This window comes from Enterococcus ureilyticus (assembly GCF_001730315.1).
Classification (GTDB): Bacteria; Bacillota; Bacilli; order Lactobacillales; family Enterococcaceae; genus Enterococcus_L; species Enterococcus_L ureilyticus.
The window spans coordinates 42,103-67,649 of record NZ_MIKC01000003.1; the positions used below are offsets into that span (position 1 = coordinate 42,103).

A 25,547-nucleotide genomic window follows, 5' to 3' on the forward strand; every position below is an offset into this window, starting at 1 on the left:
TATTGGTAAAAATAACCGATTATTCGTTATCTTTACGGTAAACCATTAAGTAATTCATCAGCAATACACCATTGCGGTAATTGATTTTTTGTTCTTTCGATTCAAAACCAAGTGATTCAAAAAAGGGCTTAGCTGTGATCGACGAATAGACCGTAATCTCTTTAGCGCCAGCCTTAAATGCATGAGCAATCAGATCGTTCGCAATTAATTTTCCGACACCGTAGCCGATCCATTCCTTACCGACGTATAAGTAATCAAGCTTTCCTGAATCAGAAATACTTCCGAAGCCAAGTATTTGCATTCTATTTTGTGCAACGACGGTATAGTTTGTGTCAAGTTTGGCATGCCATTTTTCATAGTCAGGTGTTAGCTGAACCCATTGCTCTATTTGTTGGGGGGTATAATCTTTTTTATTGATTGCTTGGATTGTTCCGTTAAATAAAGCAAGTAACGTTTCTAAGTCAGATTTCTGGTAATTTCTCAAATTGAATCCAGTCATTAGTTTGTTCACTCCTATTCATTAAGCTTAGTTTAATCACATAAAAGAAATATGTCAAAGTATAATTTGGAAAAAATTCAGTTTTTACTAAAATAAGCTCTTAAGAATAGAAAAAGATTACTTAGGCAGATGAAAAATAAAGAAAAAGGGTAGGAAAAGCGAAGTCACTTTTCCTACCCTCACCTTATTTCCCACGAATTGTTTGGATATCCTGATAATATTTTTTTGTTTTGTGGCTGTCTTTATTCGTATAATAGTACAATTTATCCTTCGTTCTTATTTCTAAAATTGGTTTTTCATGCGTTAAAACCAATAAATAAGCAGGCTTGTTATCGACCCGAAATTCTCCTGTTAAATAATTTTCTGTCGCTGTGCCATAGAGACGGATTTTATCTTTAGGCAATGTGTCGATCAATGCCACAGATTCAACATCGTCCCACTCGATTTTTCTACTTTGAGTCATCGGTGCAGATAAATGAATACCAATATGAGAAGTGCTTAATTGAAAGGGATTAGCAGTAAAGTCACTGATCAGCATAGGGATACTGACACCAATCAAAGCAAATATAACAATAACGGCCAGTATGCCCATCGTCAGTTTTCCGCCAAGTCTACCTAAATTAGTTGAGATATTCATGCCGACACGGTCCGGTACAAGGATCCTTTTATCATCTGGATTAATATAAATCGCATACTTCCAATATTGATCTTCATCACTGTAACGATATTCCTTGGCTTGTGCAATCAATTGATCTTGTTTTTTTCTAGCGGAGAACAAATAATAAAAAGTAAAGAGCACAAAAAACAAAATCAAAAGTGCAAAGATCAAGGATACAATCAGCATTTGCTCATAAGGCAGAACAATCGAAATCGTTGAAATGAAAGCAAGTGGACTTAGAGCAAAAGCTGAAAGAGCCATTAGAACGGACCAATGGTGGCGCATGGAATCATTGACTTTTTGATTGATCGCTTCATCACTTGTCACAGCCTTGACTGGAAAACGTGCAATAAAATAATAGAAAAGCCAAAACATCGCCATCATAAGAACAGCAAGCAGACAGAAAAGCCAAGTCCCACCTGTTGCTCCAAGTGTTACGAATGAATAAATAGAGCCCAAAAGAACGATTAAAAGGCTGGGTAAAAACCACCAGATAGAAATTAATTTCCGGTTCTTATTTGCCACAAGTTTTGTATCCACTAAAATCGGACGAACGGGCAATACCCAATTGTTTTTCACTTTCACTGCGGTCATTTTTCGAATAGACAAGATTTCCAAATAGTAAAATGCACCAATAAAACTGAATACGTTCACGATAAAGTAAATCAACGTCAATGAATCGTAAGGAATGATTAAAATCGGTAAGGCTAGAATAGTAAAAATAAAAGCACCTTGAAGTAGTCTTTTTTTATAAGTCCTACTAACAGCAAGAACTTGTTCATCTTGAAGCTTATCTTTCGGTAAAGTTGTTTCCAAAATAACATTTTTATGCGGATTTGCAGGTATTCTGCCAGAAAGAGCCATTAAAAAATTGACACCTACAAGTAGTAAATAGAGAAAGAAATTCATTTTCAACACACCTTTTACTGTTCAAATTTTTGATAAATCTGTTTGACCTCGTCTTGTATTGCGTTTTCCGATAGCTGATGAATCTGGGCTTCAGCTAACAACAGTTCCAATCTTTTTGAAAACCGTTTTTGAAATGACGGTTCATTGACTTGCTTTTCAGCTACTTTTGTTCCATTTCGGCGATCAGTCAAAATGTAACCATCATTTTTTAATAAAGTGTAGGCTTTTGAAACAGTCATCATGTTCACTCCGATTTCGTCTGCCATTTGTCGAACAGAAGGCAGAAGTTCGCCTGGCTGCAACTTATTTGTGGCAATCCCAAGGATCAATTGATCACAGATCTGTTGATAAATAGGGATCTGACTTTGGGCATTTATTTCTAATAACATCATTTCACCTCTTTTCACTTTGTATTACATATGATAATACACGTGATGCAAAAAAGCAATGATATTTTTATGAAATGCTTGAGAGAATGAAAATTCAGGCATATAATAGAAAAGAAACGTGATGTGTGAAAGGATGAATGAATATGTCAGCAATTGAACCAACTGTTACAGAAAAGTTTCATGATACATTTACAAAAAATAATAAACAAAATGCCTTACAACGCGGAGTAGTAAAAAATGGTATTGCAGCTTCGGCTCAAAATCAACGTGCTGAGGTCAATAATGTACCTGTTTTTTCAGTGGATCTTACAACTGGAAAAGTGGCCAATCAAAAACAAAGTGGCCGCTGTTGGATGTTTGCAGCCTTAAATACATTTAGACACAAAATGATCAACAGCTTTAATCTAAAAGATTTTGAACTATCTCAAAATTATACTTTTTTCTGGGATAAATATGAAAAATCAAATTACTTCTATGAAAATATAATTGCGACGGCTGATCAAGCGTTAGATAGTAGAAAAGTGGCGTTCCTATTAGCGACACCTCAACAAGATGGTGGACAATGGGATATGATCGTATCACTTTTCCAAAAATATGGTGTTGTTCCTAAAACAGCCATGCCTGAAAGCAGCAATAGCTCAAACTCTCGTGATTTGAATAATTACTTAAACAAAAAATTAAGAAAAGACGCAACGATTTTGCGTGAGTTAATTGCTAGTGGCAAACCAGTGCAAGACATTCAAACAGCTAAAGAAGCGATGCTGGGTGAGGTTTACAACTTTTTGGCAATTTCATTGGGTACGCCGCCTGAAACTTTTGATTTTGAATACCGTGACGAAGAGAAAAAATACCATTTAGATCAAAACTTAACGCCCAAATCATTTTATGACAAATACGTTGGCATAGATCTAGATGAATATGTAAGTATAATCAATGCTCCAACAGCAGACAAACCTTATAATCAAACCTATACAGTCGAAATGTTAGGGAATGTCGTTGGTGGTAAAGAGGTTAAATACATCAATGTGGATATGACCACTTTCAAAAAATTAGCTATTGCTCAACTTGAACAAGGAGAATCGGTTTGGTTTGGCTGCGATGTTGGTCAATCCTCTACAAGAGATAGTGGGATCATGTCTTTAGATGCGTATGATATGAATGATCTATTTGATATCGATTTTACAATGACGAAAGCACAACGTCTAGATTTTGGTGAAAGTTTAATGACGCACGCAATGGTCTTGACAGGTGTCGATATGATCGACGGCACATCGACTAAATGGAAAGTTGAAAACAGCTGGGGTGAAAAAGTCGGTGATAAAGGTTTCTTTGTAATGAGCGACGCTTGGATGGATGAGTATACGTATCAAATCGTTGTCCGGAAAGAATTATTATCGAAAGAATTGCAAAATGTCTGGAAACAAGAGCCAACAGTGTTAGCACCTTGGGACCCAATGGGTGCCTTGGCGTAAATAGAAAAAAAATCCTAGCTCATCCGAGCTAGAATTTTTTTTGTTACCCAAAGTATGCGCATATTTTCAAAAAGATTTTAGTGTGTTATAATTTGTATAGACAAAAGAAAGACGCTGATATTACTACCGCCTAAAGTAAGTAATATCAACGTTAACTGATTCACTAGGAATCTTTTTTTGATAAGTTAAGTGTATCATATGTTGATTAGATTTACAAAATCGTAAGACAAATATTTTTAGAATTATTCGATTAATTTGTTTTTTTAATAAGTTAAAATAAACTAATGAAGAATTGTTGAAAGAAATTTTTCTAAAATGCTTGGGTTTTTGGACATTTAATTAGAAGTATCTAAAATAAAAGCACTTCTGACTATTTTTATGGGTAAGACAGGTTATTTGTTAAAATTTAATTAATTAATTAGATAGAGAACGACTATTGCCAAATCATGGATTGTGTAGTAGGATGAAAAGTGACGTTAATACATTGAAATAATAAAATTAAATCAACTAACTTTGATAGGTAGCGCCGGCTATTTATCAGCAAAAGTGTAGATCAACAATTCTTAGGCCTTAGAAGGAATTGTTGATGGACACTTTTTTTTATTTATGTCGTATAGTTGCATAAGACTATACGAGTCTGCAATGCTTTTAAATTTAGGAGGTTTTTAGATGAGTAAGGATTGGATAAAATTAATGATTGGTGCATTTTTTGAGGTTCTGTGGGTCATTGGAATAAAGCATAGTAATACTTGGTGGGAAATTTTAGTAACGGTTATTTGCATTCTCATCAGCTTCTACGCATTGATAAAAGCAGGAGAATCACTGCCGGTTGGAACAGCGTATGCGGTGTTTGTTGGGTTAGGTACAGCTGGGACTGTGGTTACAGGCATTCTTTTTTTCGGCGAAGAATTTAAACTATCTAAAATTCTATTAATCATCATATTACTTATTGGTGTGATGGGCTTGAAATTTGTTACAGGTGAGAAGGGAGCGAGTCAAAAATGAGTTGGATCTTTTTGATTATTGCGGGAACTTTTGAAATGCTGGGAGTTGGATCGATCAATCGTTTTAATTTGAAAAAAGATAAACAGTCTTTATTTCTGTTATTTTTAACGTTTGGCGCAAGCTTCGTTTTTCTGTATTTAGCTATGAAAACTCTACCAATGGGTGTTTCTTATGCGATTTGGACAGGGATAGGAGCAGCTGGCGGAGCAGTTTTAGGAATGCTTTTTTATGGGGAATCGAAGGATTGGCGTAGAATTATTTTTATTGGAGTTATTTTAGGGTCTGTTATCGGTTTAAAACTAATTGGCTAGTGAAAAGAGGATCGCAGCGTAGTCTACTTTTTTCTCGCCGTTTATACGGATATAGAGAGCGAAACAAAACTGTTTTTAGTTTTGTGCCGCTCTCTTCCTTTTTTACTGTACAATTTGTGTATATCTTGTAGCAAACTCATTATTATAAGAAACACCATTTACGTTTGTCCCAATGTCCCAGTTGGCTGACCAGGTCATTAGTCCTTTCTGCCGCTCCTTCCAGTTGCCCTTAACTAGTTATTTTACGTTAACATCGAGGACTTGGTAAAATGCATTTGTTGTATCAAAAACATTCCAAACTGCATAAATCACGTGATAGCCTTTACGATCTGTTGGTACTGTGAGGGTATGATTGACCGTAGCTCCAGGAATAGTTCCTTTATCATCAACACGCCCGATCAAGTCAAAGTTGTTGATCGCTAATGGTTGATTTGGATCCCATCCCTGTTTTGTCATATAGTAATCCCATGTCGAAGTTCGATGTTGAGCAGTCAGTGTCCACTTGATTGAAAGTGGACCTGTAGCGATATCCGATTTAACCCACCGATCAGTGGTCTGTGTATCTAATGGTTCAAAACCGCTAACCCCAGCACTAGCTAATTTCCCAGGAGTAAATGTATTTTTAGTGGCTTCAATACTTTGAGGTTCCCACTCAGCACGGCCAACATTCTTATTTACTTTTCCACCTTGGGCGCTGCCGAAATAGGCGCGGCTTCCCGGGGATGAAACATATCCGTGAGCATGTGTAATAGTCGATGAAACAGATAACCCTCCAGCTAATAAACCAAGTGCAAGGACTGCTTTGAGCATTGTATTTTTCAATGTGATTCCTCCTAAAAGTATTTTTTTGTAGCGCTTACATTGGTAAATATATCATGTTGTTTCGTATTGTTCAAATGATATGAAATTATTTTTAAAATAATATATATGTGATGAAAAGATAAAAATGTCAGAATGGATTGAGCTCAATTCATTCTGACATTTATTGTTTTAACGATTCAAATTTTTTTCATCATTTGCAATCACACTTAACAAGCTTTGATTGTCGTTGAATGTGGCAAAAGCCTTCGCACTATTAAAATCAGGTGCTGTCAAATCTGAGGAGCGCATAAAGTCGTTAAATGCGGCTTCATACGCCAAAAGGTCCAACATATATAAGGATTGGTAGGTCCGATTCAAAATCATTCCTTCACATGCTAGATCAAAAGCTGTGTTGTAGTCTTCGATCAATGAGTAAAATTTCGCAGTATTGAAGAAAATCTTAGTGGCTTCGATCGGCATTTTAACCGTCATTTTTTTCAGCATATTGATGGATTTTTCATAGTAAACTTGCGCTTTGTCTAATTCATTGACCATTTCATAGACGATTCCTAAACTATTGACTGAAAGAATCGCGTAAACAGAGTTTGAATCACCAAGCTCATCGGCTCTATAGAAATAATACAAACTATCGGTTGTATTGTTGTAGCCTAATAAATTAGTGATCCCCATGAAATAGAACCAGCGAACCTTTAGTTCTTTATTTTGGAAATTCGTTACGTCAATCGAGTTTTCTTGTAAAAGTGAATAAGCTTCTTTATGTTTAAATGTATTACATAATTCTTCTACATGATTTAATAGGGACGTTAGTTTTTTCTCGTCATTATCATCTAATACACTTTCCAGACTGAGGTTTAATCTTTTGCAGATTGCATCAAGGATCTCAAGACTATCACAGACATTTTTATTTTCAATGTTACTAACAGTTCCCTGTGTACAAATTCCAGCAGCCAAAGTGACTTGCGACATTTTTTTTTGCTTTCTTACTGAACGGATGATGTCTCCTTTGATTCTCATATTTTTCCCCTCTATGTTTAAGCGTTATTGTTCTAGTTTTATATAATAGTATGGTATTATCCACTTAGAATCAACTGAATTTTTGGAGGGATAAAAATGAAAGCGCTTTTAATTTTATTGGATGAAGTGATCCGCTACGGAAATACTGGGCACGTCTAGTGTAAAAAAAATAGTGAATAGAAGTGTTTTTTTGACAAATAGCTTAAGCATGAAGGCTTTTCAAGTGGAGAGATTTTACTCTTTAAATTTGAAAAGTTTTTTTATTTTATCTAAAAAATAGGATGTAGTTTTTCTCACTGTATAGTTTCACTCACTTTCAAAATTTGTAAAAAGAACAGCTTCTGTAAATTGTACAAATTTTGCTCTCACAAGTGCAATAGTGCTATGATATGTTGTTTTTTGTAATCGATTACAAAGGATGGTTAAAGGAGAAGGAAATGAATAAAATTGAAAAGATAATCAATGAGCGACTCATGCCAGTCGCAATGAACATTCAAAATAATAAGTATATGAGCGCAATTTCAGATGGTTTTTCAATGATTTTACCGATTACGATGCTAGGAGCCATTTTTACTTTGTTCTCAAGTATGCAGTTTGAATGGTATCAAAGTTTTCTAAAAGTAACCCACTTAGCAACTATTTTAAGCTACACATCAAAAGTGACGACAGATATGATCGCTCTTTATGTGGTATGCGCGGTAGCGTACAATTTAACGATAAAGCTTGGTTTTAAAAAAGATGCTTTCTTTTCAGCACTGATTTCACTTGTTTTATTTTTCTTGTTGTTACCCAATGGAGTAGACCATCAATTGAATACAGGAGAGATCGTTCCTATTTCAAATGCTCTGGCAACGGAATACTTAGGTGCCAAGGGAATGTTTATGGGACTTATTATAGGGATCATTGTTCCGATAATCTATTGTGGCATTATTAGGTGAGGAATTATTATTAAAATGCCAGCAAGCGTTCCACCAACCATTGCCAAATCTTTTGCTTCTATAGCACCAGCATTTATTCTTACAGGTATTTTTTCAGTCGTATGTTTCGGCTTTGAAATGACTTCATATGGAGATGCGAATAACTTTATTTACTCTATTTTAGGTGGACCGTTACAAACATTAGGAAATAGCCCATTTTCATTTATCATGTTAATTATTGTTGCTCAGCTATTATGGTTTTTCGGTATCCATGGATACATGATCATTCGTCCTATTTTACAAACCGTTTTTATTCCATTAAGTTTGATGAATCTAACGGCTTTTGAGGTAGGAGAGCAATTGCCAAATGCGATTACGTATCAACACTATGGAACCTATGCTAATTTAGACGGATCTGGCGCCTTGCTGGGATTAGCGATTCTGATGGCTTTTACGGCGAAAAGTGACCGCTATAAAAAGTTAGGAAGAATGGCTTTGCCTGCTACTTTCTTTGGGATCAATGAACCTGTTATCTTTGGCATACCAATGGTACTGAACACAGTCTTTTTCATTCCTTTTATCATTGGTCCTATCGTGATGTTTGTGATTCCCTATTTACTACAGGTTTTTCATGTAATCGAAACATTGCGAGGCATTCAGCTGCCGCTTGGAACACCCGCTTTGGCCTATGGTTGGTTAGAAGGAGGACTGCCGATTCTACTTGTACAAGCGATATTGATTGTGGTCCAAATTATTCTGTGGTTACCCTTTTTTAAAGCTGCGGATAAGCAGGCCTTGCTTGAAGAAAAACAACTTGATACAGAATTAACAGTAAATGAAGAAGATAAGGTGGGGAATTCAATTGCAGAGATTTAAAGAGGATTTTTTATGGGGTGGTGCATTAGCTGCCAATCAATCAGAAGGAGCCTATTTAAAAGATGGGAAAGGTCCTTCGATCATTGATATTTTACCAGTGGGCGTCCCGCGTAAACGTGGGTTAAAAGATCCCTTGCAGGCACTTGAACAAACGTACGATTATTATCCTAGTCATCAATCCATTGATTTTTATCATCACTATAAAGAAGATATAAAACTTTTAGCTGAACTTGGAATCAAGTGTTTGCGGAAATCAATCAGTTGGCCTAGGATTTTTCCAAATGGGGATGAATTAGAGCCAAATGAAGCCGGGCTTCAATTTTATGATGCGGTCTTTGATGAATGTTTAAATTATAAGATTGAACTAATTGTTACGATCAATCATTTTGATACACCGCTCTATTTAGCAACAGAGTATGGCGGTTGGCAAAGCAAACAATTAGTTGGGTTTTATAAAAGATACTGCGAGACAATTTTTAAACGATATCAAGGGAAAGTAAACTATTGGATAACGTTCAACGAAATCAACATGATTTTACGCAATCCCTTTTTAGCAGGCGGCTTGATCGATACTGAAAAAGGCGAGAGACAAAATCACATTTTTCAAGCAGCACATCATCAGCTACTTGCATCAGCGGAAGCAACCAAAGTAGCAAAAGAGATTGATCCCAACATGCAAATAGGCTGTATGTTAGCAGCAGGGAGTGTGTATTCATATACGTGCAATCCTAAAGATGTTCAATCAGCGATTGAGCGTACGAGAGAACAGTATTTTTTTATTGATGTTCAAGTCAATGGGACCTATCCTTACTTTGCGCAACGTTACTTTGAAGAGCACGACATTCAACTGTCGATTTCAAAAGAAGATGCTGATTTGTTAGCTAAACATACGGTTGATTTTGTGGCATTTAGTTATTATACCAGTCGTTTAGAGACTAGTGATAGTGAATTGTGAAAGAATCTTATCGAAGGAAATGCAATGGCAAGTGTCCGCAATCCCTATTTAAAGGATGCAGGCTGGGGCAGACAAATCGACCCATTAGGCTTTCGGATTACTATCAATGAAATTTATCAACGTTACCAACTACCACTATTTGTTGTTGAAAATGGGTTAGGTGCAGAAGATGAATTTGTTGAAGGACAGATCCATGATTACTACCGCATCGAGTACTTTAGTCAGCATATCAAACAAATGGCTGAGGCTGTAAAAGATGGTGTTGAATTAATAGGTTATACCACTTGGGGCTGTATAGATTTGATTAGTGCCGGAACTGGTGAAATGAAAAAACGTTACGGCTTCATTTATGTCGATTTAGATAATGAAGGCAAAGGTAGCCGTAAACGTTATAAAAAAGATAGCTTTTCATGGTATCAAAAAGTCATTGCGACCAATGGAGCAGATGTATAAACAGGCCGTGATGACCCACGAAAAGCTACGTCATTTATAGTAAACAATCATCATTATGAATAAAGGTGGTAGTAACGAGAATAAAGAATATCAATCAATAATTGGGCTTGATAAGGAGCAGCCTTTTTAATAGAGCTTTGTCCCAAATAAAGGACTTCATCAAAAATATTTGCGATTCTCATCTGAATATTCTGTGTGATGAGGACTGTGTAATTGTCCTTTGAAGATAAGTCAAATAAAAGATCGCTGAATTTTAAAAAGTAATTACCATCCGTAGAAAGAATAATCACTAAACTATTTTTGGTGATCTGTTGGAAGGCTTTTCGTTGATTCATCCGCCCGTTAAAGTATGTAACGTATTTTCCGCATGAAAATAATTGATATTGAAATTGTTCTAATAATAAGCCGGAACTGTGCGTACCAAAAAAATAAACATCTTCAGTATTATGGATTCGCCGACATAAGGCATCGATCTGCGTTAAATCAAGATTTTCTTCTAATGATAAAAAAGAATGAGCTATTTTTTGGATATAATGACTAAGCGAACGCTCACTATCGGCTTCACCAATCGTCAACTCAAAATTATTTTTATTGATAAATTTTGCCGTGTCCGATTGATACTCGATAAATGCTTGTTTCATATCAGAAAATTTTGAGTACCCTATTTTTTTCGAAAATCTGCTGATGCTAGCAGTTGAGGTAAAACACTCATCTGCTAAAGACTCAATGGTAATATCAGGTGCATCATGGCCAACTTTTTTGAGTAATACGCGAGCAATAGTCGTATTTATATTTCCTTCAGTTGTGGAAATAACGAGATCCTGAAGTTTCCCCACAATACTTGTTTTTTCCATGGACTCCTCCCGAATAACTATGATTATGTAAAGTATAACAGAAAAATGAAGGAGGTTGGGACAAACATCCTTTCATACAATATTCTTGTTATGTGTCAGATATCTTATGTTATAATTTAACTAGTTAGACAACAAAAAGGAGGAGATCCAGTGGCAAAAAAATTTACAACTCCATATGAAGTAGCTTATTATGATGGCGATATTACAAGAAAAATGACGATTCCGTCAATGTTGGCTGTTGTGATCAAAACTTCCGAAGAGCAAAGCGATGCCTTAGATCGAGGGGCAGATTTTGTCGCTTCGTTTGGTCTCGGCTGGGTCATTACCAATTATGAGATTCACATCACACGCCTACCTATAGTTGGTGAAAAGCTTGCGATTACGACTCAAGCGATCGCTTATAATAAGTATTTCTGTTATCGAAACTTTTGGATTCATGACGAGCTAGGAAACGAATGCGTCTTGATCAAGTCGACGTTTGTCTTGATGGATAAAGAAAATCGCAAAATGAGCAGTGTGCTACCCGAAATCATAGAACCGTACGAAAGTGAAAAAATCAAGAAAATTTATCGCGGCGAAAAAATCGAAAAAGTTGAAAACGGTGAGTTTTTACCTTATCGTGTCCGTTATTTTGATATTGATGGCAACCAACACGTAAACAATGCCATTTATTTTAATTGGTTACTAGATGTTTTAGGCTACGATTTTTTAAGTTCACATGAACCAACATTTATCAATGTAAAATTTGATAAGGAAGTGGAATACGGTCAAGTAGTAGAAAGCCACTATGAAATGTTGGATACTGAAAACGGTAAAGCAACCCGACACGAAATTAAAATCGCTGGTCAAACCTATTGTGAAGCGAATATGAACTGGAAAAAAAGTCAATAAACGATGGGGTTAAATTATTTTTTTGACTAAGACAACTTTTTGTTTTGTCTTAGTCTTTTTTGGTATAGAATAAAAGCATAGCATGACTGTTTTAACTATATGTACATAATATTGCTTTAATAGGAAGAGAAAGGACGAAAGAGATTATGATTCGTTTAGGGTTAACTTCTTTTAATGAACATGATAAGCTAACTGGGAAAAAACGTTCTACATTATATGAATATGCAGGATATTTACCCTTAGTTGAGATGGATACTGCTTATTATGGAATCCCAAAACAAGATTCTGTTAGAGAATGGACAAAATCAGTTCCTAATAATTTTCGTTTTGTCATGAAAGTATATAGTGGTATCAGCTGTCAAGGCGAGTGGCAGCAGTATTACCAAAGTGAAGAAGAGATGGTTGAGGCCTTTTTGACAAGTATGGCGCCTATGTACGAAAGTGGCAAACTGTATGCGTTTTTGATTCAATTTTCTGCAACATTCAGTTGTACAAAAGAGAATGTCCAATATTTGGAAAAGATTCGTCACTGGTTTGCAGGATTTCCAGTTGCTATAGAATTACGGAATGGTTCGTGGTATTCCGCTAAATATATCAAACAAACCCTATCATTTATGAAAAAGAATGATTTTTCACTAGTAGTTGTAGATGAACCGCAAATTCCAACTAATCCGGTCCCATTTTTTCCTTATGCGACAAATGATCAATTTGTATTGTTTCGTTTTCACGGGCGCAATGCAGCTGGTTGGATGGCAAATGATAAAGATTGGCGCAAAAAACGGACACTCTATCGCTATAACGCAGAAGAAATTGCAGAGTTGAGTGAAGCCGTCGGAAAAATAGCTCGGGAAACCAAAGAAGTCGGGGTGATCTTCAACAATAATTCTGGTGGAGATGCAGCAGGGAATCTATTAGAAATGAAAGCAGCTCTAGGCCTAGAATACGAGCAGTTAAATCCTAAACAAATGGGCTTGTTTTAATCATAAAAAAGTTGCATAGAGAAAGGGATACCAAGCATGATAAAAGCGATATTTTTTGACATCGATGGCACACTAGTAAATGACCACGGCAAAGCATTGGAATCAACAAAAAAAGGAATTGCTCTGGCACAAGAAAAAGGAATTCTCTGTGGTGTTGCAACTGGACGTGGCCCCGTACAATTGAGCCAGCAAATCGATGCGTTGAACTTTGATTTTTTTGTGACTTACAATGGTCAATTAGTTTATACGCAAGAAGAAACCATTCACGCAGCACATTTTTCAGATGAAACGCTTAATAGAATCATCTCTTTTTCTGACCGTTATCATCGGCAAATCATGTTTGGTTCAAGACGAAGTTTAGATGGGAGCTCATTGATGCGTTTTGGTCAAAATAAATGGGCAAAAAGAATTGTACGATATTTACCAAAATACTTTCCCACCACGCTTGTAAAAAATCTGATCAGTCGTTTTTCAATTCACAGGAAAGAACAACGTTACCGTGAATTAGAAATAGTAAAAGAACCCATTTATCAGTGCGTTTTATTAAGTCCAACATCAGAGACGCAGACGTTAAAAGAGCAATTGCCAGATTGTCATATCACACGCTCTAATCCTTATACCGTAGATATTATTCCACAGTCAGGTTCTAAACTGATTGGAATTCAAAAATGTGTGGAATATTTTGGTTTCACATTAGATGAAGTCCTAGCATTTGGTGATAGTTGGAATGATCTAGAGATGTTGAGTGGTGTAGGCTTTGGGGTTGCAATGGGAAACGCAGAAAGTGAAGTTAAGGCAATTGCAAAATATGTGACGCAAACAAATGCAAAAGATGGCATTTACCAGGCGATGAAGTATTATAAAATTATCTAGCTCCATGGGCTAGGCTTTTATGATTAGGAGGAACCCCATGAAAATCGAGAATCCATTTGAAAAAACAGAAGTCTTTCATCAGAAATTTGATAATAGAAAACCTAGAATCCCAACAGCATTTTCTGCTAAACAAGCTTCAGATAGAGCTGGTTTTAAAGCAGAAGAATTAGTAGAATTTTTATTTGGGGCAGCCAATAATGATCCAGTAGTGTTTAAAGAGTTAGTCAATCAACTGAAAGAGTCTGTGGATCAAGCAGAAGAAAAAGTTCTAAGTAAACAAAAAGAGGTAACGGATCCTTTAGTAGAACAGGTTGATGCGCTGATTGATTTGTTATATTTTACGTATGGCTCTTTTTCTTTGTTAGGTGTCGATCCAACAGAGATTTTCTCAATTGTTCATGAGGCGAATATGGGGAAAATTTTTCCAGATGGAAAACCGCATTATCATCCCGTTACACATAAAGTGTTAAAACCTGACAACTGGGAGGCAGACTTTGCTCCAGAGCCAAAAATCAAAGCAGAGTTAGAGCGACAAAAAAGAGCTGCTGAGATTGAGTAAATGAAAAAACGGATTAGAAAAGAAATTCCTTTTCTAATCCGTTTTTTTAAGAGAAGAGAGCCCAAAAATGAGTTCGGTAATAACGAATCCACAGAATAGATACCAGACTAAGAAGAGCTAAAACACATAAATTAAGTGGCCAAAACGGTAAATACATCGCAGCAACACCATAAAGTACAAGAACAATCAAACTAACAAAAATCGATCCCAGCATCGTTAAGACTAACCCCACGTTGCCCCCACCACGGTTGAATAGTTGGCTAATACTAGTCCACTCTAATAAAATAAACCGATAATCCCTTGCAAAAAAACGAAGGCAGAGAAGGTAACTTCCCAAAAGCGAGCCTAGCAGCAAACTGATGATAAATAAAAATGGCAGTTTAAAAAGAATCCCACCGATCAAAGCAACGCCACTCGTCAATAGACATTGAACGATAAGCCCAACAAAGAACTTTTGCTTCATATATCCATGCATTGAAAGAGGCAATGACTGGATAAAGTTGAAATTTTCCTGATCAAGAGAAATTAAATTACTAATAAAAGAAGTTTGGTTAATGGTCATCCAAGCTAAAGCAATCCCTGTTAAAAAAACGACTCCAATAAATCGAAATTCTAAAGTATTTAAATTCAGCGAGCCGCCAAGTGCAAATGTAACGATAAAAATCAACGGCATCAATAAAGAATTAGACAAAACTTGCATAATTAAGTTGGGTTCTTTTATTAATTGCGTATTATAATTTATAAGCAATTGTTTCAAATTTTGATTTTCTTTACGTTTTCGGCGACTGCTTACTTTAGCGGTAGAAGCATCAGTCAATTGTTCATAAAGTTTAGGCAAGATAAAGAGCTTGATCGCTAGTAATAATAGTAGCAATAAACCTAACAGAGCAATGAAACTGAGCAGACCCGTTGGTGAAAACGGCTCAGAGATGATTTGGAAAAGCGGAATGAATAGATAAATAGGCACACGATCCATTTGAGTCGTCTCTGAATAAGAGGTTTGGCCGTTCATCATAATAATCCCGATAATCGCAATAGCCATTGAAATGCCCAATAATAAACTAGTTACGACTTTTTTATGTTTTTTGAAGAAAGTCGTTCTTGTCAAACCAAAAACGATTAGACAACAAAAAGCAAAGATCACAGCTAGAACTAACAAGAAAAGTAAAATTGCTAAAATAATCGTAATTGGTAACAAAACCCCAGACCGCCACCCAGTCAGTAGAAACACAACCAGCATCGGAAAGACAAAGGGCACTACAGTCAACGCCACGACCAAGATTTTAGCTGTAAAAATCATACTTTGTCGAAAGGGTAAAGGAAGGTAAGCAGGTAAGTCCTGACTTTCAAAAAAAACATTATAAATAACCGTTATTCCTTGTGAAAAAGCTAAAATAGCAAATAAAGCGACATAATAGGTAAAAAAACCAGGCATCTGACTAAAATCTATCATGAACATCGTTACGCCATAAATCATCAAGAACAACACACCGGAGAGCAGATATTGATTGATCAAGGATCTGGTCAATGCTTTGCCGCTTTTCCCTTTTTTGCGAGCACGTTCAGTTACTTGAGGATTAGCATAACGCAAATTTACACGTGTCAGTTCAAGCAGCTGTTTTTTATTCATAGGAATCACCTTCAATAGTGTCTAAGCCTTGTGTGTCAGCTTGACGTCCAGCCATTTTCAAGTAAATCGTTTCTAACGATTCATTTGGCGATTGCGCTAACAATTCATCCACAGAACCATTATAGATGAGTTCTCCTTTTTTTAAGATTGCTAATTGATCGCACAATTGTTGGGCAGTGTCTAATGCATGTGTCGAGAAAATAACCGTTTTCCCTTTGGCTGCATGTCTTTTCATCATTTCTTTAAGATCAAATGCCGCTTGAGGGTCTAAGCCTTGTAAGGGTTCATCTAAAATCCAGATATCAGGATCAGGCAATAAAGCGCCGATGATGATCGTTTTTTGCCGCATCCCATGAGAGAAACTCGCTAAGGTTTCCTCTTGATGGCTTTGCATGTCGAATAAAGAAACTAGCTCATTCAAACGAGTCTGACTTCGGACAGAATCAAGATCATAAGCTGCCCCAATCAAATCCCAATATTCTCCAGCAGTCAGTTGTAAAAAAATATCAGGTGTATCAGGAACATAAGCAATTTTTTTCTTGATTGCTTGCCGATTTTCTGATAAGTCTAAACCATCTACTGTGATAGTGCCGTTAGAAGGTTGAATAATACTAACTAAACTTTTAATCGTTGTTGATTTGCCAGCGCCATTATGACCAAGAAAGCCAAAGATTTCTCCTTGTCTAATTGTTAAACTCAACTCATTTAGTGCTTGTTTTGTTCCGTAACTTTTACTAACTCTTACTAATTCAATCATCATCTTTCCCACCTTTTCTTTGTTATCATATATTCTTATTGTACTCCAGACTTTTAATGAAGGAAATGCTTTCTGTAAAAGGACAAGCACAGATAAACAGTATTTTGGGGTGAAATCATGTTAAGAGTATGTAAAAAGTCGAAAGAGCAAACCTAGATTAGGTGTGGTCTCTTTCGACGTTTCTCATTGACTATTTTTCAAAGAATGTGCGGTATAACGCTTCGATTGCTTTTTTCTCCTGATCTTCCCGAATACCGAACATGATACTCACCTCAGAAGAACCTTGATTGATCATCTCCAAGTTGATCTTGTTGAAAGCTAAAGCAGCCGTACTATCTGCCATGACACCAATTCGTTGGCGCATGCCTTCACCTACCACCATTAACATAGATAAGCCATGAGTGATTCGCAACTCATCAGGTTCAAGCTCGTTTTCCAAACGTTTCATCAATTCTTCTTCGATCTCAATAGTTAATTGCCGTTCTCTCAAAATAATCGAAATATCATCGATTCCAGAAGGCATATGCTCATAACTAAGACCTAATTCTTCCAGTATCTGTAATAAACGACGACCGAAACCTAGTTCTCTATTCATTAAATACTTACTGATATAAATGCTGGCAAATCCTTGGTCACTGGCAATCCCGACCACAGGATCATGTTGTACAGTTCTTGATGTTGTGATCAAAGTACCAGGATGGTCCGGATTATTTGTGTTTTTGATGACAACAGGGATATTCGCACGATAAGCAGGCATCAATGCCTCATCATGAAGCACTGCAAAACCAGCATAAGCTAATTCACGCATTTCTCGATATGTTAATTCTTTGATTGTTTTCGGTTCATGAACAATCCCAGGATGAGCAACAAAAATCCCATTGACATCTGTAAAGTTTTCATAAATATCGGCCTGCACACCAGCGGCAACGATCGAGCCAGTAATATCCGAACCACCTCTAGAAAATGTACAGATATCGCCAGCTTCTGTAAAACCGAAAAAACCGGGGATTACTAAAATTTCTTCCGTTTCTTTAAATTGATTGATTTTACTTGAAGAAGACGGCAAAATCCGTGCATTGCCAGGCTCGTCTGATACAATGATTCCTAGGTCTAGAGGATTCTTATAACAGGCATTTAAGCCTCGTTGTTGGAAGAAAGAAGCAACAAGCTTAGCATTGTTATCTTCACCACTAGCTAAAAAAGCATCAAAAAGATGAGGATTGTCTTCTTTAGATAACGTTGCTAAATGTTCGATTGCTTGTTGGATATCAGCTAGAACGGTTTTGTTAATGCCTAACGCATCTAAAATCCCTTCGTAGCGACCAACAATTTTACTAATGATTTCGGTGGTGTTCTCGTTATTTAAATAAGCATTGTAATACGCAATAAGTAAATCAGTCACTTTGATATCATCCGAAGAACGTTTACCAGGAGCTGAAACGACGACAAACTTTCGTGAAACGTCTTCTTTTACGATTTGTAAAACTTTTTCTAATTGCGTAGCAGATGCTAAAGAACTGCCTCCAAATTTTATGACTTTCACTTTTTTCACTCCTAATTCTAATATATTTTTCATTATAATAGTAAAAGAATACCGAAATATAGACGGAAAAGCAACCGTAAAAATGACAATTATTCGATCTTTTCAATTGTTTTTCAACAAATTTCTTCATTTTTTTTCAAACTTTTGTTAGACTAGTAGAGCTGAACAAGAATAGTCACACAAAGGAGCACCAAAATAATGCAAGAATACAATGGCATAATTTTCGATATGGATGGCGTGTTGGTCGATAGTGAAGAGTTCTATTATCAACGTAGAAAAGCGTTTCTTAAAGAGTATGATCTATCGATTGAGCAAATTCCAATCCCTCTATTTATCGGAGCAGATATGCGGAGTCTATGGGAGCTGATTCTGGCTGTTAATGATACAATCTATGATGAAGCTTTTTTAAGTGAGAAATATCAGGAATACAAAAGCCAGCGCCCGATTGATTATAGTAACTTGATCGATCCAGATGTAAAACGCGTTTTGCAGTTTCTTAAACGAAATGGTTATCGAATTGGTCTTGCATCTTCCTCAGCCATGGATGTGATACAAGAAGTCTTGAAGGTCGGTCAATTAACTAGCTATTTTGATGTGATCGTCAGCGGTACACAATTTAAACAAAGTAAACCAGCACCAGAAATTTACGAATATACAGCGCAAGAGTTAGGCATTGAACCTCAGAATTGTGTAGCAATCGAAGATTCTGAAAAAGGGATTCGTTCAGCTCATGATGCTGGTCTAGCAGTCTGGGCTTTGAAAGATACTCATTTTGGTATGAATCAACAATTGGCTGATTTAAAACTAGATACATTGAGCGATGTGTGCAAAAAGTTGCAAAAAGCAGAGCGAATCGGTTAAACTGACTAATAGTCGGCACGGATTTGTTGCAATATTACAAAGTCAAAACATTTCTTAAAAAATTATAAATTGTTAGTGCTTGATTGAGTGGTTTGTGCTATAATTTTCTGTAGGTGTTTTTATAGAAATTTAAGTAGATAAGAGAATATTGTGAGAGCAGATAGTCGTGTTTTTGTTATTTATCCGCTGTTGCATATCATATATGGACTAATAAACGGAGGAACCATGGATGAAGAATAATCTGATCATTATCGTAGTTTTAGCTATAATAATCATCGCAGCTGTTTTGTATTTAGTTGGTTATTTTATGAGAAAGAAAAATCAAATGAAACTCGATGATCTGGAAAAGAGGAAAGAAGCGCTGTTCGACTTGCCTGTGATCGAAGAGGTCGACGATGTAAAAAAAATGCACATGGTCGGACAAAGTCAGAACACGTTTAGAGAATGGAATCAACGTTGGACCGAGATTTATACTCGCTCTTTTGCAGAGTTAGAAAGTCAGATTTTTGAAGTTGAAAATTTAAATGAAACCTTCCGTTTTATGAAAGCAAAAAAAGCAGTTGCTGAAGCTGACGAGACGATGACTGAAATGGAGTCAGAAGTTGAAATCATTCGTAATGGCTTGAAAGAGCTGCGTGAAAGTGAAGAACGTAATTCACTTGAAGTACAAAAAGCGCTAGATGTTTATGAAGAGATCAGTAAATTACTTCACGACGAAAAATCAGAATTTGGTTCAGCTTACCCTGAGTTGCAAAAGCAAATCAAAAATATCGAGATCGAATTCACACAGTTTGTTACATTGAATACATCAGGCGATCCGATCGAAGCGCGTGAGGTGTTGGAAAATGCTGAACGTCACACCTATGAATTAGATGATGTGATGAAACGTATTCCACCACTTTATGATGAATTGAATCGGACTTTCCCAGATCAACTAAAAGAGATCGAAGAAGGATACAAACGTCTCTTAGCAGATCATTATGTTTTCCCTGAAAAGAATTTCGAAGATGAGTTAAGACGTGTTCAAAAACGTGTGAAAAATTCAACTGTTGATTTGGAGAAGACTGAAGTCGACGCTGTAGAAGTTGCAAACCGTGACACTGCGAATGCAATTGATGCATTGTATGAAATCATGGAACGTGAGATCAACGCTAAGAAATATGTCATGACGAATCACAAGGTAGTTGGAGATTATATTGCCCATGCATTGAAAAATAATCGTCAATTGATGATCGAATTAGATCATACATCTCAAAGTTATACGTTGAATCATAATGAGTTAGGTCGCTCAAGAGGCTTCCAAACGGAAATCGAAGAATTGATTCGCCGCTATGAAGATTTTGAACCAAAATTAAAAGAGCATACAATTCCATTTTCAGAAGTTCAAGCATTCTTCAAGGATTGCTACAAAATATTAGATGACATCGAAAATCAACAACTTGAAATCGATGACTCATTAAAAGAATTACGTAAAGGTGAAAAAGCTGCTCAAGAAAAAGTTGATCAATATGATTTCCGTTTACGCAATATCAAACGTCATGTTGAAAAACAACGTTTACCTGGATTACCAGCTGATTACTTAGAATTCTTTTTCGTTGCGACAGACCGCATTGAAGAATTAAGTAAAGCTTTAAACAGAATTCGTATTAACATGGAAGAAATCAAAAAACTTTCTGATCTTTGTAATGAAGATTTAGAACTACTAGATAAGAAAACAAATGATTTAGTTAATTCGGCTGCATTAACAGAACAAATGATGCAATACGCTAATCGTTACCGTCATACACACGAAGCCATTCGTGTAGCGATGGAAAATAGCTTAGAACTATTTTCAAAAGAATACAGATATCAAGATGCTCTGGATGAGATCGGCACTGCACTTGAAAGAGTGGAGCCAGGTGCATTTAGAAGAATCGAAGATTTTTACTTCAATAATCTTGATGTGATTTAATCATCTAAGGTGAGACAAGTGTCTCACCTTTTTATTTTGATTTGAAGGATTGTGAGGTTGAACTACAAAAATAGAAAGTATATAATAGGAAAGAATTTCAAAAGAAGAGGGTTTTTAAAATGATATATTTTGATAACAGTGCAACAACGCCGATTTATCCCCAAGCTTTAGATACCTTTGTAAAAGTTAGTCAACGTATTATTGGTAATCCATCCAGCTTACATGACTTAGGCAATCAAGCAAATCGTTTGTTAGAACAAGCACGCAAGCAAATAGCTGAGTTAATTCAAGTTCAGTCAAATGAGATTTATTTTACGAGTGGCGGAACCGAAGGCGATAACTGGGTATTAAAAGGCACAGCTATAGAAAAAAAAGCATTTGGCCGCCATATCATTATTTCAGATATTGAACATCCGGCTGTTTCTGAAACGGCAAGCCAACTAGCCGAAAATGGGTTTGAGGTTTCTGTTGCACCTGTTGATGAGCGTGGATTTGTCAAGGTGGCTGAATTAGCTAAATTAATTCGTAAGGATACGATTTTAGTTTCGATCATGGCTGTGAACAATGAGATTGGGTCGATCCAACCGATTCAAGCAATCAGCGACTGTTTGACTGAATACCCAACGATTCATTTTCATGTAGATGCGGTTCAGGCAATTGGTAAAGTAAGCCAAGAGCAGTGGTTGACACCGCGTGTTGACTTTGCTACATTTTCTGCACACAAATTTCATGGTCCACGAGGTGTAGGCTTTATTTATTGGAAACATGGACGTAAACTTGCCCCTTTATTAAATGGTGGTGGTCAAGAGAGCAATCAACGGAGTAGCACTGAAAATGTTGCTGGGATTGTTTCAATGGCGAAAGCCTTACGATTATATGTAGATAAAAAAATGGACAAACCAGAACATACGGCAACTATTCGCCGTTATTTGATTGAAGCCTTAAAAGAGTACAAGAATGTGACCGTCTTTTCAAAAGAAACAGCAGATTTTGCTCCTCATATTATCTGTTTTGCTTTAAAAGGCATTCGTGGGGAAGTTTTAGTCCATGCGCTGGAAGAAAAGCAAATTTACACTTCAACGACAAGTGCTTGTTCAAGCCGTAAAAAACTAACGAGCAGTACGCTACATGCGATGAAAGTACCAGACTCTTTAGCGACATCTGCGGTTCGTGTCAGCTTAGACGAAAGTAATACAATCGCAGAGGCTGAACAATTTATGATTATTTTTAATCAACTCTATAAAAAATTTTTAGTGTTAAATGGATGAGCAATGAGTATTTAGTGGGTGAAGATGATGGGATTAAATAAATTAGTCGCAAATAGAATGTTTTGATGGAAAACAAGTGATGATTGTCAAAAGAACAGAAGCTCAACATCTAGGAGAAGATTTACAAATGACTTGTGACGAAGAGCAACAATAAGATAGATGCAAGACTAACAGGTAATGTTAAACGTGGCAATGAAAGACTTGCTAAGAATAGGTTGAAAAATCAAGCTTCATAGAAAAGGATTGAAAAATTGTGAAATATACTGAAATCATGGTTCGCTACGGGGAACTTTCAACAAAAGGGAAAAATAGAAAATTATTTATTTCCCAATTAGCACAAAATGTCAAAAGAGTACTAAGTGATTTTCCAGCTGTTAAAATACATGCTGACCGAGATCGGATGCATCTATTATTAAATGGTGAAGACAGCGTACAAATCATGCCGAAATTAGAAAAAGTGTTTGGTATTCAAAATTTCTCTCCTAGTGTCCGAGTAGAAAAAACAATGCCGGCAATTCGTGAAATGGTCCAAAGTATCATCCAATCTGCCTATCAACCAGGGCAAACGTTTAAAATCACGTCTAAGCGTTCGGATCATGATTTTGAATTGGATTCAAATGAATTAAATCGAGAATTAGGTGGGGCTGTGTTTGAAGTCTTCCCTGAAATTGCTGTGCAAATGAAAAAACCAGATATAAATATTCGTGTCGAAATCCGTAAAGAAGGTGCCTATCTTTCATATGAGACGCTTCGTGGTGCCGGTGGTTTACCAGTTGGGACTAGTGGGCGTGGTATGCTGATGCTTTCTGGAGGCATCGATTCACCAGTTGCCGGCTATTTGTCGATGAAACGTGGGGTCGAAGTCGAGGCTGTCCATTTTGCTAGTCCGCCATATACAAGTGAACAAGCATTGCAAAAGGCAAAGGATTTAGCAGCAAAAATTGCACCGTATGCTGGTAGTATTCAATTCATCGAAGTTCCTTTTACTGAGATTCAAGAAGAAATCAAGCGAGTTGTACCTGAAGGCTATCTAATGACGGTGACGCGTCGGATGATGTTGCGTTTAACGGATACTATCCGTGAATTAAGAAAAGGATTGGTGATCATCAACGGTGAATCACTAGGTCAAGTTGCATCTCAAACATTGCAAAGTATGGTAGCAATCAATGAAGTAACTACTACACCGATTATTCGTCCTGTCGTTTCGATGGATAAAGGGGAGATCATTGAGATCGCAGAAAAAATTGATACCTTTGAATTAGCAATCCAGCCTTTTGAAGATTGCTGTACAATTTTTGCTCCCCCTCAACCCAAAACAAGACCAAAACTAGACAAGGCCCAAGCATATGAAGCGCGATTAGATATTGAAGGTTTAATAGCTCGTTCGATAGCTGGCTTAAAAGTTAGTGAAATAACTGAGTTGAGTGAAAAAAATGAAGAATTTTCCGATTTACTATAAAAGTTGAAAAAACAGACTTGATAACGCTATCGAGTCTGTTCTTTTCATTATTAGGTTTTTCTAATATCTATTATTTATTTCACAAACAAGTTGCTCCTTGTAACGAAGCATGCTAAACTATATATGTGAAATGAGTAACAAGGAGGTCGGGAAATGAAAGAATTACATAAAGAAAAAACAATACCAAAAGCAACTGCTAAACGTTTGCCGTTGTATCTACGCTATCTAAAAATGCTAGGTGATTCTGGTGTGACTCGAATCAAATCTAAAGAATTCAGTGATGTGATTCAAGTCCCATCTGCTACGATCCGTCGTGATTTTTCGCATTTAGGGGAGCTAGGCCGAAGTGGTTATGGTTATGATGTCCCTTATTTGATTGAAGTGTTCAGTCATATTTTAAATACACAAGAAGAGAAACGGATTGCTTTGATTGGTTGTGGTAATTTAGGGAAAGCGCTGATAAAAAATAATTTTAGGCGCAATGAAAATTTAAATATTGTTTGTGCCTTTGATACAGAAGCAGAATTAATTGGCTTATCGGTCGATGATATCGTTATTCAGCCAATGGAAAAATTAGAAGATGAGATCAAACGAACAGGTGTAACAGTTGCGATATCAACTGTACCAAGTCAATTTGCACAAGAAGCAATCGATAAAATTGTTGATGCGGGTATTACAGCAATCTTAAATTTTGCACCTGACCGTGTGACAGTTCCACATAACGTGAATGTACAATACATTGATTTAACAACAGAACTACAGACATTGATTTATTTTGATGAGACTTTTTCTAGTAAAAAAGCTTAGAAGGCAAGAACTTTGTCATCTGGCCCTCCTTCCTCTATACTAAATAGAGAGCAGTAATTGTCATTTGTTGAGCTCTTGAAACTTAAATATATAGCTTTATGAGTCTGTATCTCGGAAAAAAGATAAAATATGAATGTGACAAAGAATGTCACAGCCGAATTTTCCTATGTTTCTTCGATGATAAGTGACGTATTCAGTTTTTAAATTAGAGGAGGAAAAAATAATGAACGTAACAAAAAAAGGCGAAGTAGTAGAAATCATTGGTGTTCAACCTGAGGTAGGGACTAAGGCCCCAGCGTTTTCACTAAAAAATTTAAACGATGAAATTGTAAACTTGTCAGATTTCACTGGTACGCCAGTTTTGATCAGCGTTGTACCAGATATTGATACTAGAATCTGTTCATTACAAACGAAACGTTTCAATCAAGAAGCAGCGACTGTTGCTGGCGTTAAATTTATCACGATATCAAATAATACAAAAGACGAACAAGCGAATTGGTGTGCAGCTGAAGGTGTAGATATGGAAATTTTACACGATACAGATGGAACCTTTGGGAATGCCTATGGTTTATTTATTCCGGCAATGGGACGTTTAGCTCGAGGTATTTTTGTGATCGATAAAGAGGGTAAAATCACTTATGAAGCAATTTCCACTGAAATTTCGGAAGAGCCAGATTATGATAAAGCGTTAGAACAAGCCAAAGCAGCTCGTTGATTTTTTTCAAATTGACTTATATTCCTATTCAATGTTAAAATAAACCAAAGACCATGATCAAGAGGAGTACGACTGGCATCGTTATAGAGAGAAAATCACTTGGTGGAAGATTTTCACAT

The 25,547-nt window shown here is 36.4% G+C and carries 22 protein-coding genes, 3 pseudogenes and 1 other annotated feature (1 of these 26 running past the window's edge); of the genes and pseudogenes, 15 read left to right on the plus strand and 10 right to left on the minus strand.

Translation table 11 applies throughout. From position 1 onward, the window contains the following. Window positions 1–19 precede the first annotated feature (19 nt). From BCR24_RS02650 to BCR24_RS02660, 3 genes are all read right to left on the minus strand, one after another. Entirely contained in the window at window positions 20–499 is a 480-nt protein-coding gene (locus BCR24_RS02650) for a GNAT family N-acetyltransferase (RefSeq protein WP_069639021.1), read from the minus strand. A gap of 184 nt (window positions 500–683) precedes the next feature. Continuing rightward, entirely contained in the window at window positions 684–2,066 is a 1,383-nt protein-coding gene (locus BCR24_RS02655) for a PH domain-containing protein (protein WP_069639022.1), read from the minus strand. Between the two features lie 14 nt (window positions 2,067–2,080). After that, window positions 2,081–2,455, minus strand: coding sequence for a GntR family transcriptional regulator (locus BCR24_RS02660; RefSeq protein ID WP_069639023.1), 375 nt, complete (start codon window positions 2,453–2,455; stop codon window positions 2,081–2,083). 143 nt (window positions 2,456–2,598) lie between these two features. Between BCR24_RS02660 and BCR24_RS02665 the strand changes: the two genes are divergently transcribed. The 3 genes from BCR24_RS02665 to BCR24_RS02675 all read left to right on the plus strand — a co-directional run bounded on the left by BCR24_RS02665 (window position 2,599) and on the right by BCR24_RS02675 (window position 5,243). Continuing rightward, the gene (locus BCR24_RS02665) at window positions 2,599–3,927 is read left to right on the plus strand and encodes a C1 family peptidase (protein WP_069639024.1); all 1,329 of its coding nucleotides are present in this window, start codon (window positions 2,599–2,601) and stop codon (window positions 3,925–3,927) included. 669 nt (window positions 3,928–4,596) lie between these two features. Then, window positions 4,597–4,932 carry a DMT family transporter gene (locus BCR24_RS02670; protein WP_069639025.1) on the plus strand — a complete coding sequence of 112 codons (336 nt, stop codon included), beginning with the start codon at window positions 4,597–4,599 and terminating at the stop codon, window positions 4,930–4,932. Then, window positions 4,929–5,243, plus strand: a complete 315-nt coding sequence (locus tag BCR24_RS02675) for a DMT family transporter (protein ID WP_069639026.1) — start codon at window positions 4,929–4,931, stop codon at window positions 5,241–5,243. Before BCR24_RS02670 ends, BCR24_RS02675 begins: the two co-directional genes overlap by 4 nt. 102 nt (window positions 5,244–5,345) lie before the next feature. Here the strand turns inward: BCR24_RS02675 and BCR24_RS17345 are convergent. The 3 genes and pseudogenes from BCR24_RS17345 to BCR24_RS02685 all read right to left on the minus strand — a co-directional run. Then, a pseudogene (locus tag BCR24_RS17345) lies at window positions 5,346–5,450 on the minus strand (chitinase); the annotation flags it as partial. 30 nt (window positions 5,451–5,480) lie between these two features. Beyond that, window positions 5,481–6,065 carry a lytic polysaccharide monooxygenase gene (locus tag BCR24_RS02680; protein WP_083244285.1) on the minus strand — a complete coding sequence of 195 codons (585 nt, stop codon included), beginning with the start codon at window positions 6,063–6,065 and terminating at the stop codon, window positions 5,481–5,483. 168 nt (window positions 6,066–6,233) lie between these two features. After that, on the minus strand, window positions 6,234–7,079 hold the full coding sequence (locus BCR24_RS02685) for a helix-turn-helix domain-containing protein (protein WP_069639027.1): 846 nt from the start codon (window positions 7,077–7,079) through the stop codon (window positions 6,234–6,236). Between the two features lie 509 nt (window positions 7,080–7,588). On the opposite strand from BCR24_RS02685, the pseudogene BCR24_RS16355 reads away from it, so the two are divergent. Continuing rightward, a pseudogene (locus tag BCR24_RS16355) lies at window positions 7,589–8,872 on the plus strand (PTS sugar transporter subunit IIC). Continuing rightward, window positions 8,832–10,280: pseudogene (locus BCR24_RS02695) on the plus strand (6-phospho-beta-glucosidase). The pseudogenes BCR24_RS16355 and BCR24_RS02695 overlap by 41 nt, the downstream one beginning before the upstream one ends. Before the next feature lie 53 nt (window positions 10,281–10,333). On the opposite strand, the gene BCR24_RS02700 reads toward BCR24_RS02695, so the two are convergent. Further along, complete coding sequence (locus tag BCR24_RS02700) at window positions 10,334–11,134, minus strand: MurR/RpiR family transcriptional regulator (RefSeq protein WP_069639028.1); 801 nt, start codon at window positions 11,132–11,134, stop codon at window positions 10,334–10,336. A 150-nt stretch (window positions 11,135–11,284) separates the two neighbouring features. On the opposite strand from BCR24_RS02700, the gene BCR24_RS02705 reads away from it, so the two are divergent. The 4 genes from BCR24_RS02705 to BCR24_RS02720 all read left to right on the plus strand — a co-directional run bounded on the left by BCR24_RS02705 (window position 11,285) and on the right by BCR24_RS02720 (window position 14,437). Beyond that, the gene (locus tag BCR24_RS02705; protein WP_069639029.1) at window positions 11,285–12,025 is read left to right on the plus strand and encodes an acyl-ACP thioesterase domain-containing protein; all 741 of its coding nucleotides are present in this window, start codon (window positions 11,285–11,287) and stop codon (window positions 12,023–12,025) included. 146 nt (window positions 12,026–12,171) lie between these two features. Continuing rightward, window positions 12,172–13,005 carry a DUF72 domain-containing protein gene (locus tag BCR24_RS02710; protein WP_069639030.1) on the plus strand — a complete coding sequence of 278 codons (834 nt, stop codon included), beginning with the start codon at window positions 12,172–12,174 and terminating at the stop codon, window positions 13,003–13,005. 36 nt (window positions 13,006–13,041) lie between these two features. Then, complete coding sequence (locus tag BCR24_RS02715) at window positions 13,042–13,878, plus strand: Cof-type HAD-IIB family hydrolase (protein ID WP_069639031.1); 837 nt, start codon at window positions 13,042–13,044, stop codon at window positions 13,876–13,878. Window positions 13,879–13,915: 37 nt separating this feature from the next. Continuing rightward, on the plus strand, window positions 13,916–14,437 hold the full coding sequence (locus BCR24_RS02720) for a pyrophosphohydrolase domain-containing protein (RefSeq protein ID WP_069639032.1): 522 nt from the start codon (window positions 13,916–13,918) through the stop codon (window positions 14,435–14,437). Between the two features lie 46 nt (window positions 14,438–14,483). Here the strand turns inward: BCR24_RS02720 and BCR24_RS02725 are convergent, their stop codons facing one another. The 3 genes from BCR24_RS02725 to BCR24_RS02735 all read right to left on the minus strand — a co-directional run bounded on the left by BCR24_RS02725 (window position 14,484) and on the right by BCR24_RS02735 (window position 18,367). After that, complete coding sequence (locus BCR24_RS02725; protein ID WP_069639033.1) at window positions 14,484–16,067, minus strand: ABC transporter; 1,584 nt, start codon at window positions 16,065–16,067, stop codon at window positions 14,484–14,486. After that, window positions 16,060–16,824, minus strand: coding sequence for an ABC transporter ATP-binding protein (locus tag BCR24_RS02730; protein ID WP_069639034.1), 765 nt, complete (start codon window positions 16,822–16,824; stop codon window positions 16,060–16,062). Before BCR24_RS02730 ends, BCR24_RS02725 begins: the two co-directional genes overlap by 8 nt. A gap of 190 nt (window positions 16,825–17,014) precedes the next feature. Further along, window positions 17,015–18,367, minus strand: a complete 1,353-nt coding sequence (locus BCR24_RS02735) for an aspartate kinase (RefSeq protein WP_069639035.1) — start codon at window positions 18,365–18,367, stop codon at window positions 17,015–17,017. Window positions 18,368–18,565: 198 nt separating this feature from the next. Between BCR24_RS02735 and BCR24_RS02740 the strand changes: the two genes are divergently transcribed. From BCR24_RS02740 to tpx, 6 genes are all read left to right on the plus strand, one after another. After that, window positions 18,566–19,228 (plus strand): HAD family hydrolase, encoded by a 663-nt coding sequence (locus tag BCR24_RS02740; RefSeq protein ID WP_069639036.1) that lies wholly within the window; start codon window positions 18,566–18,568, stop codon window positions 19,226–19,228. A 229-nt stretch (window positions 19,229–19,457) separates the two neighbouring features. Beyond that, window positions 19,458–21,179, plus strand: a complete 1,722-nt coding sequence (gene ezrA / locus BCR24_RS02745) for a septation ring formation regulator EzrA (protein ID WP_069639037.1) — start codon at window positions 19,458–19,460, stop codon at window positions 21,177–21,179. Window positions 21,180–21,298: 119 nt separating this feature from the next. Then, a complete protein-coding gene (locus BCR24_RS02750; RefSeq protein WP_069639038.1) occupies window positions 21,299–22,447 on the plus strand; it encodes a cysteine desulfurase family protein in 1,149 nt (382 codons plus the stop codon). Window positions 22,448–22,700: 253 nt separating this feature from the next. Beyond that, window positions 22,701–23,906, plus strand: coding sequence for a tRNA uracil 4-sulfurtransferase ThiI (gene thiI, locus BCR24_RS02755; protein WP_069639039.1), 1,206 nt, complete (start codon window positions 22,701–22,703; stop codon window positions 23,904–23,906). A 153-nt stretch (window positions 23,907–24,059) separates the two neighbouring features. Next, window positions 24,060–24,713, plus strand: a complete 654-nt coding sequence (locus BCR24_RS02760; protein WP_069639040.1) for a redox-sensing transcriptional repressor Rex — start codon at window positions 24,060–24,062, stop codon at window positions 24,711–24,713. Between the two features lie 223 nt (window positions 24,714–24,936). Further along, window positions 24,937–25,428, plus strand: a complete 492-nt coding sequence (tpx, locus tag BCR24_RS02765; protein WP_069639041.1) for a thiol peroxidase — start codon at window positions 24,937–24,939, stop codon at window positions 25,426–25,428. Between the two features lie 44 nt (window positions 25,429–25,472). Beyond that, window positions 25,473–25,547: a binding site (T-box leader), on the plus strand; it runs 145 nt beyond the window's last position.

Excerpts from the sequence above, each read along its gene's own strand:
- BCR24_RS02650 (WP_069639021.1), bottom strand. The coding sequence starts at position 499 with ATGACTGGATTCAATTTGAGAAATTACCAGAAATCTGACTTAGAAACG.
- BCR24_RS02655 (WP_069639022.1), bottom strand. The coding sequence starts at position 2,066 with ATGAATTTCTTTCTCTATTTACTACTTGTAGGTGTCAATTTTTTAATG.
- BCR24_RS02660 (WP_069639023.1), bottom strand. The coding sequence starts at position 2,455 with ATGTTATTAGAAATAAATGCCCAAAGTCAGATCCCTATTTATCAACAG.
- BCR24_RS02665 (WP_069639024.1), top strand. The coding sequence starts at position 2,599 with ATGTCAGCAATTGAACCAACTGTTACAGAAAAGTTTCATGATACATTT.
- BCR24_RS02670 (WP_069639025.1), top strand. The coding sequence starts at position 4,597 with ATGAGTAAGGATTGGATAAAATTAATGATTGGTGCATTTTTTGAGGTT.
- BCR24_RS02675 (WP_069639026.1), top strand. The coding sequence starts at position 4,929 with ATGAGTTGGATCTTTTTGATTATTGCGGGAACTTTTGAAATGCTGGGA.
- BCR24_RS02685 (WP_069639027.1), bottom strand. The coding sequence starts at position 7,079 with ATGAGAATCAAAGGAGACATCATCCGTTCAGTAAGAAAGCAAAAAAAA.
- BCR24_RS02700 (WP_069639028.1), bottom strand. The coding sequence starts at position 11,134 with ATGGAAAAAACAAGTATTGTGGGGAAACTTCAGGATCTCGTTATTTCC.
- BCR24_RS02710 (WP_069639030.1), top strand. The coding sequence starts at position 12,172 with ATGATTCGTTTAGGGTTAACTTCTTTTAATGAACATGATAAGCTAACT.
- BCR24_RS02715 (WP_069639031.1), top strand. The coding sequence starts at position 13,042 with ATGATAAAAGCGATATTTTTTGACATCGATGGCACACTAGTAAATGAC.
- BCR24_RS02720 (WP_069639032.1), top strand. The coding sequence starts at position 13,916 with ATGAAAATCGAGAATCCATTTGAAAAAACAGAAGTCTTTCATCAGAAA.
- BCR24_RS02725 (WP_069639033.1), bottom strand. The coding sequence starts at position 16,067 with ATGAATAAAAAACAGCTGCTTGAACTGACACGTGTAAATTTGCGTTAT.
- BCR24_RS02730 (WP_069639034.1), bottom strand. The coding sequence starts at position 16,824 with ATGATTGAATTAGTAAGAGTTAGTAAAAGTTACGGAACAAAACAAGCA.
- BCR24_RS02740 (WP_069639036.1), top strand. The coding sequence starts at position 18,566 with ATGCAAGAATACAATGGCATAATTTTCGATATGGATGGCGTGTTGGTC.
- ezrA (WP_069639037.1), top strand. The coding sequence starts at position 19,458 with ATGAAGAATAATCTGATCATTATCGTAGTTTTAGCTATAATAATCATC.
- BCR24_RS02750 (WP_069639038.1), top strand. The coding sequence starts at position 21,299 with ATGATATATTTTGATAACAGTGCAACAACGCCGATTTATCCCCAAGCT.
- BCR24_RS02760 (WP_069639040.1), top strand. The coding sequence starts at position 24,060 with ATGAAAGAATTACATAAAGAAAAAACAATACCAAAAGCAACTGCTAAA.
- tpx (WP_069639041.1), top strand. The coding sequence starts at position 24,937 with ATGAACGTAACAAAAAAAGGCGAAGTAGTAGAAATCATTGGTGTTCAA.